The 12,673-nt window shown below is 72.7% G+C and carries 14 protein-coding genes; 1 reads left to right on the forward strand and 13 read right to left on the reverse strand.

Annotated features, from left to right (window positions below; all coding sequences use genetic code 11):
* Window positions 1–48: 48 nt before the first annotated feature.
* From rlmN to rpsB, 9 genes are all read right to left on the reverse strand, one after another.
* Entirely contained in the window at window positions 49–1,170 is a 1,122-nt protein-coding gene (gene rlmN / locus Q9S36_RS26995) for a 23S rRNA (adenine(2503)-C(2))-methyltransferase RlmN (protein ID WP_311287923.1), read from the reverse strand.
* Window positions 1,171–1,216: 46 nt separating this feature from the next.
* On the reverse strand, window positions 1,217–1,564 hold the full coding sequence (locus Q9S36_RS27000) for a hypothetical protein (RefSeq protein WP_311287924.1): 348 nt from the start codon (window positions 1,562–1,564) through the stop codon (window positions 1,217–1,219).
* A gap of 96 nt (window positions 1,565–1,660) precedes the next feature.
* A complete protein-coding gene (locus Q9S36_RS27005) occupies window positions 1,661–2,164 on the reverse strand; it encodes a histidine phosphatase family protein (RefSeq protein WP_311287925.1) in 504 nt (167 codons plus the stop codon).
* Complete coding sequence (locus Q9S36_RS27010) at window positions 2,161–2,937, reverse strand: sugar nucleotide-binding protein (RefSeq protein ID WP_311287926.1); 777 nt, start codon at window positions 2,935–2,937, stop codon at window positions 2,161–2,163. Before Q9S36_RS27010 ends, Q9S36_RS27005 begins: the two co-directional genes overlap by 4 nt.
* A gap of 2 nt (window positions 2,938–2,939) precedes the next feature.
* A complete protein-coding gene (locus Q9S36_RS27015; protein ID WP_311287927.1) occupies window positions 2,940–3,842 on the reverse strand; it encodes a phosphatidate cytidylyltransferase in 903 nt (300 codons plus the stop codon).
* A 9-nt stretch (window positions 3,843–3,851) separates the two neighbouring features.
* Complete coding sequence (gene frr / locus Q9S36_RS27020) at window positions 3,852–4,394, reverse strand: ribosome recycling factor (protein WP_396653855.1); 543 nt, start codon at window positions 4,392–4,394, stop codon at window positions 3,852–3,854.
* A gap of 75 nt (window positions 4,395–4,469) precedes the next feature.
* Complete coding sequence (pyrH, locus tag Q9S36_RS27025; RefSeq protein WP_311287929.1) at window positions 4,470–5,186, reverse strand: UMP kinase; 717 nt, start codon at window positions 5,184–5,186, stop codon at window positions 4,470–4,472.
* Between the two features lie 156 nt (window positions 5,187–5,342).
* Complete coding sequence (tsf, locus tag Q9S36_RS27030; RefSeq protein WP_311287930.1) at window positions 5,343–6,155, reverse strand: translation elongation factor Ts; 813 nt, start codon at window positions 6,153–6,155, stop codon at window positions 5,343–5,345.
* Between the two features lie 112 nt (window positions 6,156–6,267).
* Complete coding sequence (gene rpsB / locus Q9S36_RS27035) at window positions 6,268–7,263, reverse strand: 30S ribosomal protein S2 (RefSeq protein ID WP_311287931.1); 996 nt, start codon at window positions 7,261–7,263, stop codon at window positions 6,268–6,270.
* 441 nt (window positions 7,264–7,704) lie between these two features.
* Here rpsB and Q9S36_RS27040 point away from each other — a divergent pair, with 441 nt between their 5' ends.
* Entirely contained in the window at window positions 7,705–8,277 is a 573-nt protein-coding gene (locus tag Q9S36_RS27040) for a M23 family metallopeptidase (protein WP_311287932.1), read from the forward strand.
* A gap of 106 nt (window positions 8,278–8,383) precedes the next feature.
* Here Q9S36_RS27040 and Q9S36_RS27045 read toward each other — a convergent pair whose 3' ends face one another.
* The 4 genes from Q9S36_RS27045 to Q9S36_RS27060 are packed head-to-tail and all read right to left on the reverse strand — an operon-like array spanning window position 8,384 to window position 12,516.
* Window positions 8,384–9,322 (reverse strand): tyrosine recombinase XerC, encoded by a 939-nt coding sequence (locus tag Q9S36_RS27045; RefSeq protein ID WP_311287933.1) that lies wholly within the window; start codon window positions 9,320–9,322, stop codon window positions 8,384–8,386.
* A 28-nt stretch (window positions 9,323–9,350) separates the two neighbouring features.
* Entirely contained in the window at window positions 9,351–10,526 is a 1,176-nt protein-coding gene (gene dprA, locus Q9S36_RS27050; protein ID WP_311287934.1) for a DNA-processing protein DprA, read from the reverse strand.
* Window positions 10,523–12,121: a YifB family Mg chelatase-like AAA ATPase gene (locus Q9S36_RS27055; protein ID WP_311287935.1), complete on the reverse strand. Its 1,599-nt coding sequence runs from the start codon at window positions 12,119–12,121 to the stop codon at window positions 10,523–10,525. Before Q9S36_RS27055 ends, dprA begins: the two co-directional genes overlap by 4 nt.
* On the reverse strand, window positions 12,121–12,516 hold the full coding sequence (locus Q9S36_RS27060) for a YraN family protein (RefSeq protein WP_311287936.1): 396 nt from the start codon (window positions 12,514–12,516) through the stop codon (window positions 12,121–12,123). The genes Q9S36_RS27055 and Q9S36_RS27060 overlap by 1 nt, the downstream gene beginning before the upstream one ends.
* Between the last annotated feature and the right edge of the window lie 157 nt (window positions 12,517–12,673).

Genomic DNA, 12,673 nt, shown 5'->3' on the forward strand with positions numbered 1-12,673 from the left:
GTACGACGGACACGTGAACGCTCCGTGGCGCTCCGGGGGTGGGGCGTCCTACTCCTTGGCGGCGAGCTGGCCGCAGGCGCCGTCGATCTCGCGACCGCGGGTGTCGCGGACGGTCGTGGGGACGCCCTTGGCCTCCAGCCGGCGGACGAACTCGCGCTCGTCGGCGGGGTCGGAGGCGGTCCACTTCGAGCCCTCGATCGGGTTGAGCGGGATCAGGTTGACGTGCACCCAGCCGTGGCCGCGCTCGTTGAGCACGTCGGCGAGCAGGTCGGCGCGGTGGGCCTGGTCGTTGATGCCGCGCATCATGGCGTACTCGATGGAGACGCGGCGGTGGGTCTTCGCGAAGTACTCGTGGGCCGCGTCGACGGTCTCGGCCACCGAGAAGCGCGTGTTGATCGGGACCAGCTCGTTGCGCAGCTCGTCGTCGGGGGCGTGCAGGCTCAGGGCGAGGGTCACCGGGATGCCCTCGTCGGCGAGCTGCCTGATCCGCGGCACGAGGCCGACGGTGGAGACGGTGACGCCGCGCGCGCTCATCCCGAGCCCGGCGGGTGAGGGGTCGGTGAGGCGGCGAACCGCGCCGACGACGGCCTTGTAGTTCGCGAGCGGCTCGCCCATCCCCATGAAGACGACGTTGGAGACCCGGCCAGGACCACCGGGGACCTCACCGCGGTGCAGCGACCGCGCCCCGGCGACGACCTGCTCGACGATCTCGGCGGTCGACATGTTGCGCTGGAGGCCGCCCATGCCGGTGGCGCAGAACGGGCAGGCCATGCCGCACCCGGCCTGGCTGGAGACGCACATGGTGGCGCGGTCGGGGTAGCGCATGAGGACCGACTCGACCAGCGCGCCGTCGAAGAGCTTCCAGAGCGTCTTGCGGGTGGTGCCCTTGTCGGCCTCCATGGTCCGCAGGGGCGTCATCAGCTCGGGCAGCAGCGCCGCGACGAGGTCGTCGCGCTGGCCGGCGGGGAGGTCGGTCATCAGCTCGGGGTCGTCGACGAGACGGCCGAAGTAGTGGGTGGAGAGCTGCTTGGCGCGGAACCCGGGCAGCCCCATCTCCTCGAGCAGCGCCTTGCGCCCCGGCTCGTCTAGGTCGGCTAGGTGCCGCGGCGGCTTCTTGCGGCCGCGCGGCTCGTTGAGGACGAGGGGAAGGGTCTTGATCGGCTCGGACATCCCTCCGAGTGTCCCACCCGGACGGCTGCCCGCGCGATTCAGCGGCTCAGGCGTCGACCATGAAGTAGAGCACCAGCGAGGCGACCCCGAGGACCACCATCGCCGTGACGATCATCCCGACGAACATGAACTGGGCGAAACGACGGGTCTTGCGCTTCACCAGCAGGACGATCGGCAGCACCAGCGCGAGCAGGACGAACGGGAACAGCTGCTCGGCCGTCTCGTAGCTGAAGAGCAGGCGCAGGACGCCGACGAAGGCCCCCGGGACGGCTGTGACGTAGAGCATGCCGGCGAAGAAGCCGGCGATGGCGGCGAACGTCGGGTGGCTGTGGTGCCACCACTCGAAGCTGCGGTCGCGCTGCTCCTCGACCTGGTCGACCTGTCCCGTCTCCACGGACCTCAGCCTAGGCGGTCGGGACCCCAGGGCCGTGCCCGGCACGCTGTCACCGGGGATTCGACGCGTACGACGCCGGACCCGCGCGGATCGGCGTCAGCCCAGCGTGACGAGGTCCGGCATCCGCAGCGCGGCCCACCGGTCGAGGTCGGGCCGCTCGCCGGCCAGCTCGGCGGCCACCAGCGTCCACGCGGTCCCGTGGCCGACGAGGACCACGTCCTCGGCGCCGTGGACGTCCAGGATCCGCCGCACGGCGGGGACGACGCGCGCCCGGCAGTCGTCGAGCGGCTCCCACCCGTCGAGCGCGGGCCGGTCCGGGTGCCCGAAGGCGCGCCGCACAGCCCCCTCGAAGTCGTCGACCCACTCCCCCGACCGCTCGTGCTCGCGCAGCTCGTCGACGACGCCGACGTCGCCGTCGGTCAGCAGCTGCGCCGTCTGCACGGCCTTGGGCTCCGGTGAGGTGAACCAAGCCGCCCGGACCGGCAGGCGGGCGCGCAGCGCCCACACGTCGTCGTACGACGCCGGGTCGAGGTCCCAGGTGGCGGCCGGAGTGCCGGGGACGACCAGCGGCCGGCCGTGGCGGACGAGGTGGAGGGTCATGGGGCCAGGAACTCCCGGGCGCCGCGCAGGCGCGTGGTCAGCACGCTCGCGGCGAGCGTGGAGTCGAGGCGTACGTCGACGGGGCCCGGCAGCCCCGCGCGGCTGGTCCCCCGCAACGCGTCGGGGTCCAGCCCGTCGCGCCGCGCGATGAGGCGACCCAGCTCGAGCCGGCTCATCGCCTCCGCGCCGGCGACGTGCAGCACGCCCCGGTGGTCGCCGACCGCGAGCTCGACGAGGGCGGCGGCGAGGTCGCCGACGTGCACCGGGCAGCGTCCCTCGTCGTCGAACAGCGCCCCCTCTGCACCGCCCACGAGAGCATGGACGAGCCGTTCGTGCTGGGACGCGCCGTCCCCCAGGATCAGGGAGGTGCGGGCCACCACGACGTCCTCGCAGACGGCCAGTGCCGTCGTCTCGGCTGCCGCCTTCGCGGCGCCGTAGGCGGTGATCGGGTCAGGAGCGGCCGACTCGTCGTAGTGGATGTCGTCGCCGGAGAAGACGACGTCGCTCGACACCAGCACCAGCCGTGCGTCGAACGCCGCCGCGGCCAGCGCCACGTGCGCCGCACCCGTGGCGGTGACGGCCCAGTCGGACTGGACGTAGGCGGTGTGCACGACAGCATCCGGGCGGTGGGCCGCCAGCAGCGCCTGCACGGCGGCCGGGTCGCGGACGTCGGCGTCGGCCGAGCCGACCGCCACCACGTCGTGCCCCGCCGCAGCGGCCACGACGTGCCGGCCGAGGTAGCCGGTGCGGCCACCGGTCACGAGGATCCGCACGGTCAGAAGACCAGGTAGTAGAGCACCAGCCAGATCGGTGCGACGGTCGCGAGGAGCGAGTCGAGGCGGTCCATCAGGCCGCCGTGGCCCGGGATGACCTGGCTCATGTCCTTGATGCCGAGGTCGCGCTTGATCACCGACTCGCACAGGTCGCCGAGCGTGGCCATCACCGCAGCGATGAGGCCGAGCAGCACGCCGACCCACCAGTCGCCGCCGAGGAAGGAGGTCACCAGCCACACACCGACCGCGACGGTGGCGACCACGGACCCGCCGAAGCCCTCCCACGACTTCTTCGGGGAGATGACCCGCGCCATGGGGTGCTTGCCGAACAGCACGCCCGCGACGTAGCCGCCGGTGTCGGAGGCCACGGTGATCGCGATGAAGGTGATGACACCGCGCACCCCGTTGTCGTCGAGGTCCAGGCCGAACGACGGGGTGGTGCCGCCCTCCCCCAGCAGCAGGGCCACGAAGGAGGCGAGGAACGGGACGTAGACCAGGGTGAAGACCGAGGCGGTGGCGTTCTTGACGTAGCCGGCCACCCCGCGGCGCAGCAGCCAGAGCATGATCACCAGGGCGGTGACGGCGGTGGCGGTGACGAGCGCCGGGGCGCCCCAGAAGTAGGCGACGACCACCATCACGACGCCGCCGAGCATGAGCGGCTGCTCGGGGATGTCGATGTCCTTGGCGGACAGCCCCTTGTGCAGCTCCCACACCGCGACGGCCACCGCGGCGGCGACGATCCCCATGAACGCCGTCTTCCAGAAGAAGAGCGACAGCAGGATCGCCGCGACCAGCACCACCGCCGAGGTGATGGCAGCGGGCAGGTCGCGGCCCGCGCGGCCGTGGTCCTTGGGCACGGGCGGCTGCGGGGCCTCCGGTGCCGGCGGACTGTCAGGGGTCGTCATGGAACGGGCTCAGACCTCGAGCAGCTCGGATTCCTTGTGCTTGAGCAGCTCGTCGATCTTGTCGGTGTGGGTCTTGGTGACCGCGTCGAGGCGCTTCTCGGCACCCGTCACGTCGTCCTTGCCGACCTCACCGTCCTTCTCGAGCTTCTCCAGGGCCTGCTTGGCCGTGCGGCGCACGTTGCGCACCGACACCCGGCCGTCCTCGGCCTTGGCCCGCGCGAGCTTGATGAACTCCTTGCGGCGCTCCTCGGTCAGCTCGGGGAAGACGCAGCGCAGCACCTTGCCGTCGTTGGCCGGGTTGACGCCCAGGTCGGAGTCGCGGATCGCCTTCTCGATGCTGCCCATGGCGCCGATGTCGAAGGGCTGGATGAGGATCGTGCGGGCGTCCTGCGAGGTGAAGCTCGCGAGCTGCTGCAGCGGGGTCTGGGTGCCGTAGTAGTCGGCCGTGATCTTGGCGAACATGGCCGGGTTGGCGCGGCCGGCCCGGATCGCGGCGAACTCCTCGCGGGTCGCCTCGACCGACTTGCCCATCTTGGCGTCGGCATCGTTCATGACGTCGTTGATCACGGTTGCTCTCTCTCCTCGTGCGTCGGGGTGTGGTGCTCGCGGCGTGCCCGGCCGGGCCGGTCAGGCGGTGCTGCTCACCAGCGTGCCAATCCTCTCACCCCGCACGGCACGGCCGATGGTGCCCGGGGTCGAGAGGTTGAAGAACACGATGTCCATCTTGTTGTCGCGCGCCATCGCGATGCCGGTGGCGTCGGCGACCTTGAGGTCGCGGGCAAGGTACTCGTCGTAGCTGAGGTGGTCGAACTTCACCGCGTCGGGGTTGGTCTTGGGGTCGGAGTCGTAGACCCCGTCGACGCCCTGCTTGCCCATCAGGATGACCTCGCACCGCGTCTCCAGCGCACGCTGGGCGGCGACGGTGTCGGTGGAGAAGAACGGCATGCCGGCACCGGCGCCGAAGATGACCACGCGGCCCTTCTCCATGTGGCGGATGGCGCGGCGCGGGATGTAGGGCTCGGCGACCTGGCCCATCGTGATGGCGGTCTGGACGCGGGTCTCGACACCGTGCTTCTCGATGAAGTCCTGCAGCGCGAGGCAGTTCATCACGGTGCCGAGCATCCCCATGTAGTCGGCGCGGGCACGCTCCATGCCGCGCTGCTGGAGCTCGGCGCCCCGGAAGAAGTTGCCGCCGCCGACCACGATGGCGATCTGGACGCCCGACTTGGCGACCTCGGCGACCTCGCCCGCCAGCGCGTTGATCACGTCGAGGTCCAGCCCGACCTCACCGCCACCGAACACTTCACCCGAGAGCTTGAGGAGGACACGGTTGTAGGCCGTCACTGGGATCCCTTCACACGGCTTGGTGGGTCCCGAGAAACCTACCGGCCAGTGGGGTCGGGGGTCGAACCCGGAGCCGGTCGGGCCGCGCGAAATGTGACCGGGGCCCGTACGACGACGTCGTACGGGCCCCGGTGGGTGCTGCGGGTGAGCCGTGGCTCAGGCGCCGACCTCGAAGCGGGCGAAGCGCTTCACGGTGGTGCCGGCCTCGTCCAGGACGGCCTTGACCGACTTCTTGGACTCGGTGACCGACTCCTGCTCGAGCAGGACGATCTCCTTGTAGAAGCCACCGAGGCGACCCTCGACGATCTTGGCGATCGCCTGCTCGGGCTTGCCCTCCTCGCGGGTCTTCTGCTCGGCGATGGAGCGCTCGGACTCGACCAGGTCGGCGGGGACCTCGTCGCGGGTGAGGTACTGCGCCTTCATCGCGGCGATCTGCATCGCGGCGCCACGGGCAGCGGCCTCGTCACCCTCGAACTCGACGAGCACGCCCACGGCGGGCGGCAGGTCGGCGGCACGCTTGTGCATGTAGGTGACGGTGTTGCCCTCGAAGTACGCGACCTCGCCCAGCTCGATCTTCTCGCCGATGGTGATGGCCAGGTCCTCGACGACCTCGCCGACGGTCTTGCCGTCGAGCTCGGCGGCCTTGAGGGCCGCGGTGTCGGTGGCCTTGACCGTGTCGGCGACCTCGGCGATCTGCTGCGCCTTGGCGATGAAGTCCTCGTTCTTGGCGACGAAGTCGGTCTCGCTCTTGAGCTCGACCAGCGCGTTGCCGGCGGTGGCGACGAGACCGGCCGCCGTCTCGCGCTCGGCGCCGCGGGCGGCGGCCTTGGCGGCACCCTTGACGCGGAGCAGCTCGACGGCCTTGTCGAAGTCGCCGTCGGTCTCGGTCAGCGCCTTCTTGCAGTCCATCATCCCGGCCTGGGTGAGCTCACGGAGCTTCTTGACGTCGGCGGCGGTGAAGTTGGCCATGGTCCTTCTTCCTTGACTCAGGGGGCTGGCTCGGCGGAGCCAGAGGGGTGGGTGGGACGTGACGCGTGCGCCGGTCGCCCACCGCGCGGGGCGGGCGACCGGCGTACGACGATCAGTCCTGCTTCTGCTCGGCCTCGGCCGGCGTGGCGGCCTCGTCCTCGGCGACCGGGGCGTCGGCGGCGGGCGCGTCGGCGGCGGGAGCCTCGGTGGGAGCCTCGGTGGCGGCCTCAGCGGCAGCCTCGGCCTGCGGGGCCTCGGACGCGGCACCGGTGGACTCGGACGCCGGGGTCTCGGCAGTGGCGTCGCCGGTGGCGGCCGCAGCGGCCTGGTCGGCGTCGCCCTGGAGGAGCTCGCGCTCCCACTCGGCGAGCGGCTCCTCGGCGCCGACGGTCTCGTCGGCGTCGCCGGCCTTGGCACCCGAGCGGGCGATGAGGCCCTCGGCCACGGCGTCGGCGACCACGCGGGTCAGCAGGCCGACGGCGCGGATGGCGTCGTCGTTGCCCGGGATCGGGAAGTCGACGACGTCGGGGTCGCAGTTGGAGTCGAGGATGCCGATGATCGGGATCCGGAGCTTGCGCGCCTCCTCGACGGCCAGGTGCTCCTTGTTGGTGTCGACGATCCACACCGCGGAGGGGACCTTGGACATCTCACGAATGCCGCCGAGGGTCTTGTCGAGCTTGTCGCGCTCCCGCTTCATCTGCAGGAGCTCCTTCTTGGTGCGACCCGAGCCGGCGACGTTCTCGAAGTCGATCTCGTCGAGCTCCTTGAGGCGGTTGATCCGCTGGTGCACGGTCTGGAAGTTGGTGAGCATGCCGCCGAGCCAGCGCTGGTTGACGTAGGGCATGCCGACGCGGGTGGCCTGCTCGGCGATGGCCTCCTGGGCCTGCTTCTTGGTGCCGACGAACATGATGACGCCGCCCTTGGCGACGGTCTCCTTGACGAAGGCGTAGGAGCGGTCGATGTAGGCCAGCGACTGCTGCAGGTCGATGATGTAGATGCCGTTGCGCTCGGTCATGATGAAGCGCTTCATCTTGGGGTTCCAGCGACGGGTCTGGTGACCGAAGTGGACGCCGCTCTCGAGCAGCTGGCGCATGGTGACGACTGCCATGGGTTCTCCTGTTGTCGCGGAGGCGCTCACCGATGTGCCCGGCCTTGAAGCAGGCCGTGCCGGGAGCGTGACTCCTGTTGTTTTCAGTTGCTGCGCCCGGCGGGTGCCGGGAGCCCTGACGCTCACGCGCCGGTCCGATCCGCACCCGATCCGATGGAGGAGCTGGTGGGAACTGAGGGCCGACGCCCACGGGCGGTGCGGAACCGGAGGAGCATTCCGCCGCGGTCAGCGAGCGTGCGAAGTCAGTCCGGGTGGACTGCTCCGCACATCGTAGGCCAGCCGATCCCCGCTGCGCGAATCGCTGCACGGGCGCGGCTGAGCGTGGATCGGGGCCACCTGTCCCGGGCCACTGACCGTCCACAGCCCGGGCGCCCGACCGGCCGTCCACAGCCGTGGGCGCCGCTCGTCGCCGGTCGTCCGGTGGAGGCCGACGATCACGGCATGAGATCCGTCGTCGGAGGCCTTCTCGCCGTCGTGCTGTTCCTCGCCACGCCCGCGCAGGCCCACCTCGAGGAGCCTCGTGGCGTGTGGCCGCTCGACCCCGAGCCCGCCGTCGTCCGCGGCTTCGAGCCGCCGCCGGCGCCCTGGGCCGCCGGTCACCGCGGCGTCGACCTGCGCGGCCACCCCGGCCAGGCGGTGCGGGCGGCCCTCCCGGGCACGATCGGCTTCGTGGGGTCGATCGGGGGCAAGCCGGTCGTGACCGTGCTGCACGGCGCCCGCCGTACGACGTACGAGCCGGTCGTCGCGACGGTCGAGCGTGGCCAGCAGGTGGCGGCCGGGGACGTCCTGGGCCGCCTCACCACGACCGACAGCCACTGCTTCCCCGCCAGCTGCCTGCACTGGGGACTGGTCCGCGGCACGGGCGAGGGCCAGGAGTACCTCGACCCGCTCACCCTCGTCGGTTCCGGGCCGGTGCGGCTGCTGCCGCTCTGGCGCGACGAGCCGGTCACCCTCAGGCTGCCGTGGACTCCCCTGCTGGAGACCTGGCGTCGCCCCGTGGACTGGCTCGCCTGACCCCGGTCCCCGCCCGTCCCCGCCCCACTCCGGCCATCGCCTGGTCCGTCAGACGAAACCGACCCCACCGGTGCGGATCCGTATGACGGACAAGGAGGTGCGGAGGTCAGGCGCGGGGGTGGGCCTGCTGGTAGGCGCGACGGAGCCGGTCGGTGGTCACGTGGGTGTAGAGCTGCGTGGTCGCGAGGGACGCGTGGCCCAGCAGCTCCTGGACCGAGCGCAGGTCGGCGCCCCCCTCGAGGAGGTGGGTCGCGGCGGTGTGGCGCAGGCCGTGCGGGCCGATGTCGGGCGCGCCGGGCACGTCGGCGATCCGCCGGTGGACGAGGTCGCGGACCGCGCGCTGGTCGATGCGGCGTCCGCGCACGCCGAGGAAGAGCGCAGGCCCGGAGCCCTCCACCCGCAGGGCAGGGCGAGCGACGGACAGCCATCGGTCGAGCGCCCGACCGGCCGGGGTGCCGTAGGGCACGGAGCGCTCCTTGCGTCCCTTGCCGAGCACCCGGACCACCCGACGCTCGGGGTCGACGTCGTCGAGGTCGAGCCCGACGAGCTCCCCCACGCGTACGCCGGTCGCGTAGAGCAGCTCGAGCATCGCCACGTCGCGCACCCCGACCGGTGTGCCGTCGTCGGCCAAGTCGGCCGCGGCGCGGATCAGCGCCTCGGCCTCGTCGGCACGCAGCACCGGCGGGAGGGTCTTGTGCTTCTTCGGTGAGCCGAGCGCCGCGCCCGGGTCGGCGGGCAGGCGGCCGGTGCGGTGGAGCCACGCCGTGAACACCCGGGCCGCCGTCGCCCGACGCGCGATCGTCGTCCGGCTGCACCCCGTCGTCTGCAGCCGCGCCAGCCAGCTGCGGAGGGTGCGCAGGTCCAGCTCGGTGACGTCGTCGAGGCCGAGGCGCACGCAGTGGTCGAGCAGGCTGGCGACGTCACCGAGGTAGGCCCGGACCGTGTGGGGGGTCAGGTCACGCTCGGAGACGAGGTGGCGCTCGTAGTCGCCGAGCAGGCGCACCATCGGCTCGGGCAGCCCGGCCTGCTCCTCCTCGTCGCTCACCCCAGCAGCCTAGGTGGGCGCGGCCGCGTCACGCGTCAGGCACGAGGCGCCAACCCTCATCGCTCAGCTGGACGAGCTTCTTCGACCTCAGCCGACGCAGGGCGCCCTCGGTGGTGCGCAGGTGGAGCCCGGACAGGCGGGCGATCGACTCCACCTGCGCGGGCTCGCTGACCGGCACCCACTCCACGACCTTCGCCTCGACGGAGGTGAGGTCGTCGCGCGGGCGGGTCTCGCCACGCGGCGGGTCCACGAGGTGCTCCCCCGCCGCCCCGACGAGCTCGAGGACCTCGGCCCCGTGGGTGACCACGGTGCCCCTACCCTCCCGGAGGAAGTTGTTCACGCCGCGGGAGGTGTAGCTGGTGACGGGGCCCGGCACGCACATCACGTGGCGGTTCAGGCTCTCGGCCCAGCCGGCGGTGTTGAGGGCCCCGCTGCGCAGGGCCGCCTCGACCACCACCGTGCCGCTGGTCAGGGCGGCGATGAGCCGGTTGCGGGCCAGGAACCGGGGCCGCGTCGGCGCGGAGCCGGGTGGCTGCTCCGACACGACGGCGAACTCGCTGGCGAGGTGGTGGAGCAGCCGACGGTTCTGGGCGGGGTAGACCCGATCGACACCGCACGCCAGGACGGCGGCCGTGACGCCGTCGGCCGACAGGGTCGCCCCGTGCGCCTCGACGTCGATCCCGAGCGCTCCGCCGGAGACGACCGGCACGCCGGCGAGCGCGAGGTGGGCGCAGACCGCGCGCGTCATCTCGACGCCGTAGACGGAGGCGGCCCGGGAGCCGACCACAGCGACCGACGTGGCCAGCTCGGTGAGCGGCATCGGGCCCTTCACCCACAGCCCTGGCGGCGTGCCCCCGAACCCGTCGTCGGTGATCGCGTCGTCGAGCTGGTCGAGGCCGGGGGGCCACTCGGGGTCGCCCGGGACGAGGAACCGGATGCCGCACCGAGCGGCCTGGTCGAGCTGGCGGGCCGCGTCGACCGCGCGCAGCCGCGCCGCAAGCATCTCCCCCGGCTCGCCCTCGGTCGCGGACAGTGAGCGCTGGAGGGCCCGCTCGGCGCCCAGCTGGCCGACCAGCGAGGACGTCGTGCCGTCACCTGGCTCCACCGCGCAGCTCAGGGCCACCCGTGCCAGGCGCTCGGCCTCGGTCACGAGGCGCGGCGGCTCGGCGGGGGACGGCTCGCACGGACGGTTCGCGGCACTCACGAGGCCACCCGGACGACGCGCGCGGGCAGGCTGCGCGCGGAGTCGTCGGACCGCAGCGCCAGGGCGATCTCGGCTTCCTCCCGCCCCGGCCGGTCGATCCCGGCGCAGTCGGCGACCGTCCACGCCAGGCGCTGCACGCGCGTGAGGCCCCTGCGGGTGAGCCTGCCCGCCGACAGCTCGGTGTCGACGAGGTGCTGCCCCTCCGGCTCGAGCGGCCAGTGCTCGGTGAGGACCGGCCCGGGGCACGAGGAGTTGAGCAGCCAGGTGCAGTGCCGGAACCGGTGGGCCTGCCGCGCGCGGGCCTCGGTCACCCGGGCCCGGACGTCGTCGGACGACTCGGGGGCGGGGCCGAACGACCCGCTCCCGCTCGCCTGCGGGCGCACCTCCATCCAGATGTCGACCCGGTCGAGGATGGGGCCGGTGAGCTTGCGCCGGTAGTGGAGGCGCTGCACCTCGGAGCAGTCGCAGCTGCCTCCGGACAGCCCGTGGAAGTTGCCGCACGGGCACGGGTTGGCGGCCAGCACGACGAGGGACCGGGCGGGATAGGTCGCGGACTCCTCGCCCCGGGCGATCGTCACCTCCCCCGACTCCAGCGGCTGGCGCATCGCCTCGATGACGTCGGAGCGGAAGTGGGGGAACTCGTCGAGGAACAGCACCCCGTGGTGCGCCAGGCTGACCTGGCCCGGGCGGACCCGACCCGTGCCGCCGCCGAGCACGCTCGCGGCCGTCGCGGAGTGGTGCGGGGCGAACCACGGCGGACGGCGCAGCAGTCCGCTGCCGTCGGGGAGCGTGCCGGCGACCGAGTGCAGCGCGGTCACCTCCAACGCCTGCTCGGTCGTCAGGTCGGGCAGGATCGACGGGATCCGCTCCGCGATCGATGTCTTGCCGGTGCCGCGGGGGCCGATGAGCATCGTCGGATGACCTCCGGCCGCGGCCACCTCGACGGCGTAGCGGACGTCCTCGAGGCCGTCGAGGTCGCGCAGGTCGAGGTCGGCCAGCCGGTCCTCGCCGCGCCAGGTCGCCAACGGGCTCGCGGACGGTGCCACCACGGGCTCGGCCTCGGGGACCTCGACGTCGCGCAGCACGGCGGAGACCTGGGCGAGCGAGCGGACCCCGAACACCGTCATCCCCGGGACCAGCGCCGCCTCGGCGGCCTGCGGCTCGGGCACGCACACCCGCGTGATGCCGTGCGCGGCAGCCGCCAGGACCATCGGGAGGATCCCGGGCACCGGCCGCAGGCCGCCCGAGACCGAGAGCTCGCCGATGAACCCCCACCCGGCGAGGTGCTCGGGCTGCAGGTCGTCGTGCTGCTTGTCGGCCGCGAGGACGGCGACGGCGATCGCCACGTCGTAGTGGGTGCCGCCCTTGGGCAGGTCGGCCGGAGCGAGCAGGATCGTGACCCGCTTCGTCGCGGGCCACCGGCCGCAGTCGTTGTTGATCGCCATCCGGACCCGCTCGCGCGCCTCGGACAGGGTCTTGTCGACCCGGCCGACCACGGTCGTGTTGGGCAGCCCCGGTGAGACGTCGACCTGGACGTCGATCACGTGGCCGTCGGCGCCCTTGAGGGCGAGTGAGCGGGCCGTCGCGAACGCCATCAGCCGATCCCCGCGACGTGCTCGATCTCGACCGGGCCACCGGGCGGGGCGAGCACGCCGACCAGGTCGACCCGGATGTCCTCCGGGTGGCAGTCGTGCGCGCGGAGCCAGCGGGCGCCCAGCCGGCGCAGCCGGTCGGCCTTGCGCCGGTCGACGCCCTCGAGCGGCGCGCCGTAGTCGGTCGAGGACCGGGTCTTGACCTCGCAGATCACGAGCACCGGGCCGTCACGCAGCACCAGGTCGATCTCGCCGGCCTCGCACCGCCAGTTGCGGTCGACGACCCGCATGCCGAGGTGGGCCAGGTGGCGGGCGGCGAGCTCCTCGCCGCGCCGGCCGAGCCGGCGGTTGTGCTCGGCGATCGGGTCCGGGACGAGCGAAGCGGGAGTGCGGGCCATCGTGGGTGCCTTCCGGTCGGGCAGATCGGGAAGGCACCAGCACACCGGCGCGCACCGACGGTGACGACGGGTGCCGCGGCCGGCCTGTGGAGGAACCGTCCGCAGGCCGGGCTGTGGACGGTGGGTGGCCCGGGTGGCGACGGGTGGCGGCCCAGGT

The organism is Microbacterium sp. ARD31, assembly GCF_031844425.1.

Bases quoted from the DNA above. Each gene is read 5' to 3' on its own strand.
- rlmN (WP_311287923.1), bottom strand. From the start codon at position 1,170: ATGTCCGAGCCGATCAAGACCCTTCCCCTCGTCCTCAACGAGCCGCGC.
- Q9S36_RS27005 (WP_311287925.1), bottom strand. From the start codon at position 2,164: ATGACCCTCCACCTCGTCCGCCACGGCCGGCCGCTGGTCGTCCCCGGC.
- Q9S36_RS27015 (WP_311287927.1), bottom strand. From the start codon at position 3,842: ATGACGACCCCTGACAGTCCGCCGGCACCGGAGGCCCCGCAGCCGCCC.
- frr (WP_396653855.1), bottom strand. From the start codon at position 4,394: ATGAACGATGCCGACGCCAAGATGGGCAAGTCGGTCGAGGCGACCCGC.
- tsf (WP_311287930.1), bottom strand. From the start codon at position 6,155: ATGGCCAACTTCACCGCCGCCGACGTCAAGAAGCTCCGTGAGCTCACC.
- rpsB (WP_311287931.1), bottom strand. From the start codon at position 7,263: ATGGCAGTCGTCACCATGCGCCAGCTGCTCGAGAGCGGCGTCCACTTC.
- Q9S36_RS27040 (WP_311287932.1), top strand. From the start codon at position 7,705: ATGAGATCCGTCGTCGGAGGCCTTCTCGCCGTCGTGCTGTTCCTCGCC.
- Q9S36_RS27055 (WP_311287935.1), bottom strand. From the start codon at position 12,121: ATGGCGTTCGCGACGGCCCGCTCACTCGCCCTCAAGGGCGCCGACGGC.
- Q9S36_RS27060 (WP_311287936.1), bottom strand. From the start codon at position 12,516: ATGGCCCGCACTCCCGCTTCGCTCGTCCCGGACCCGATCGCCGAGCAC.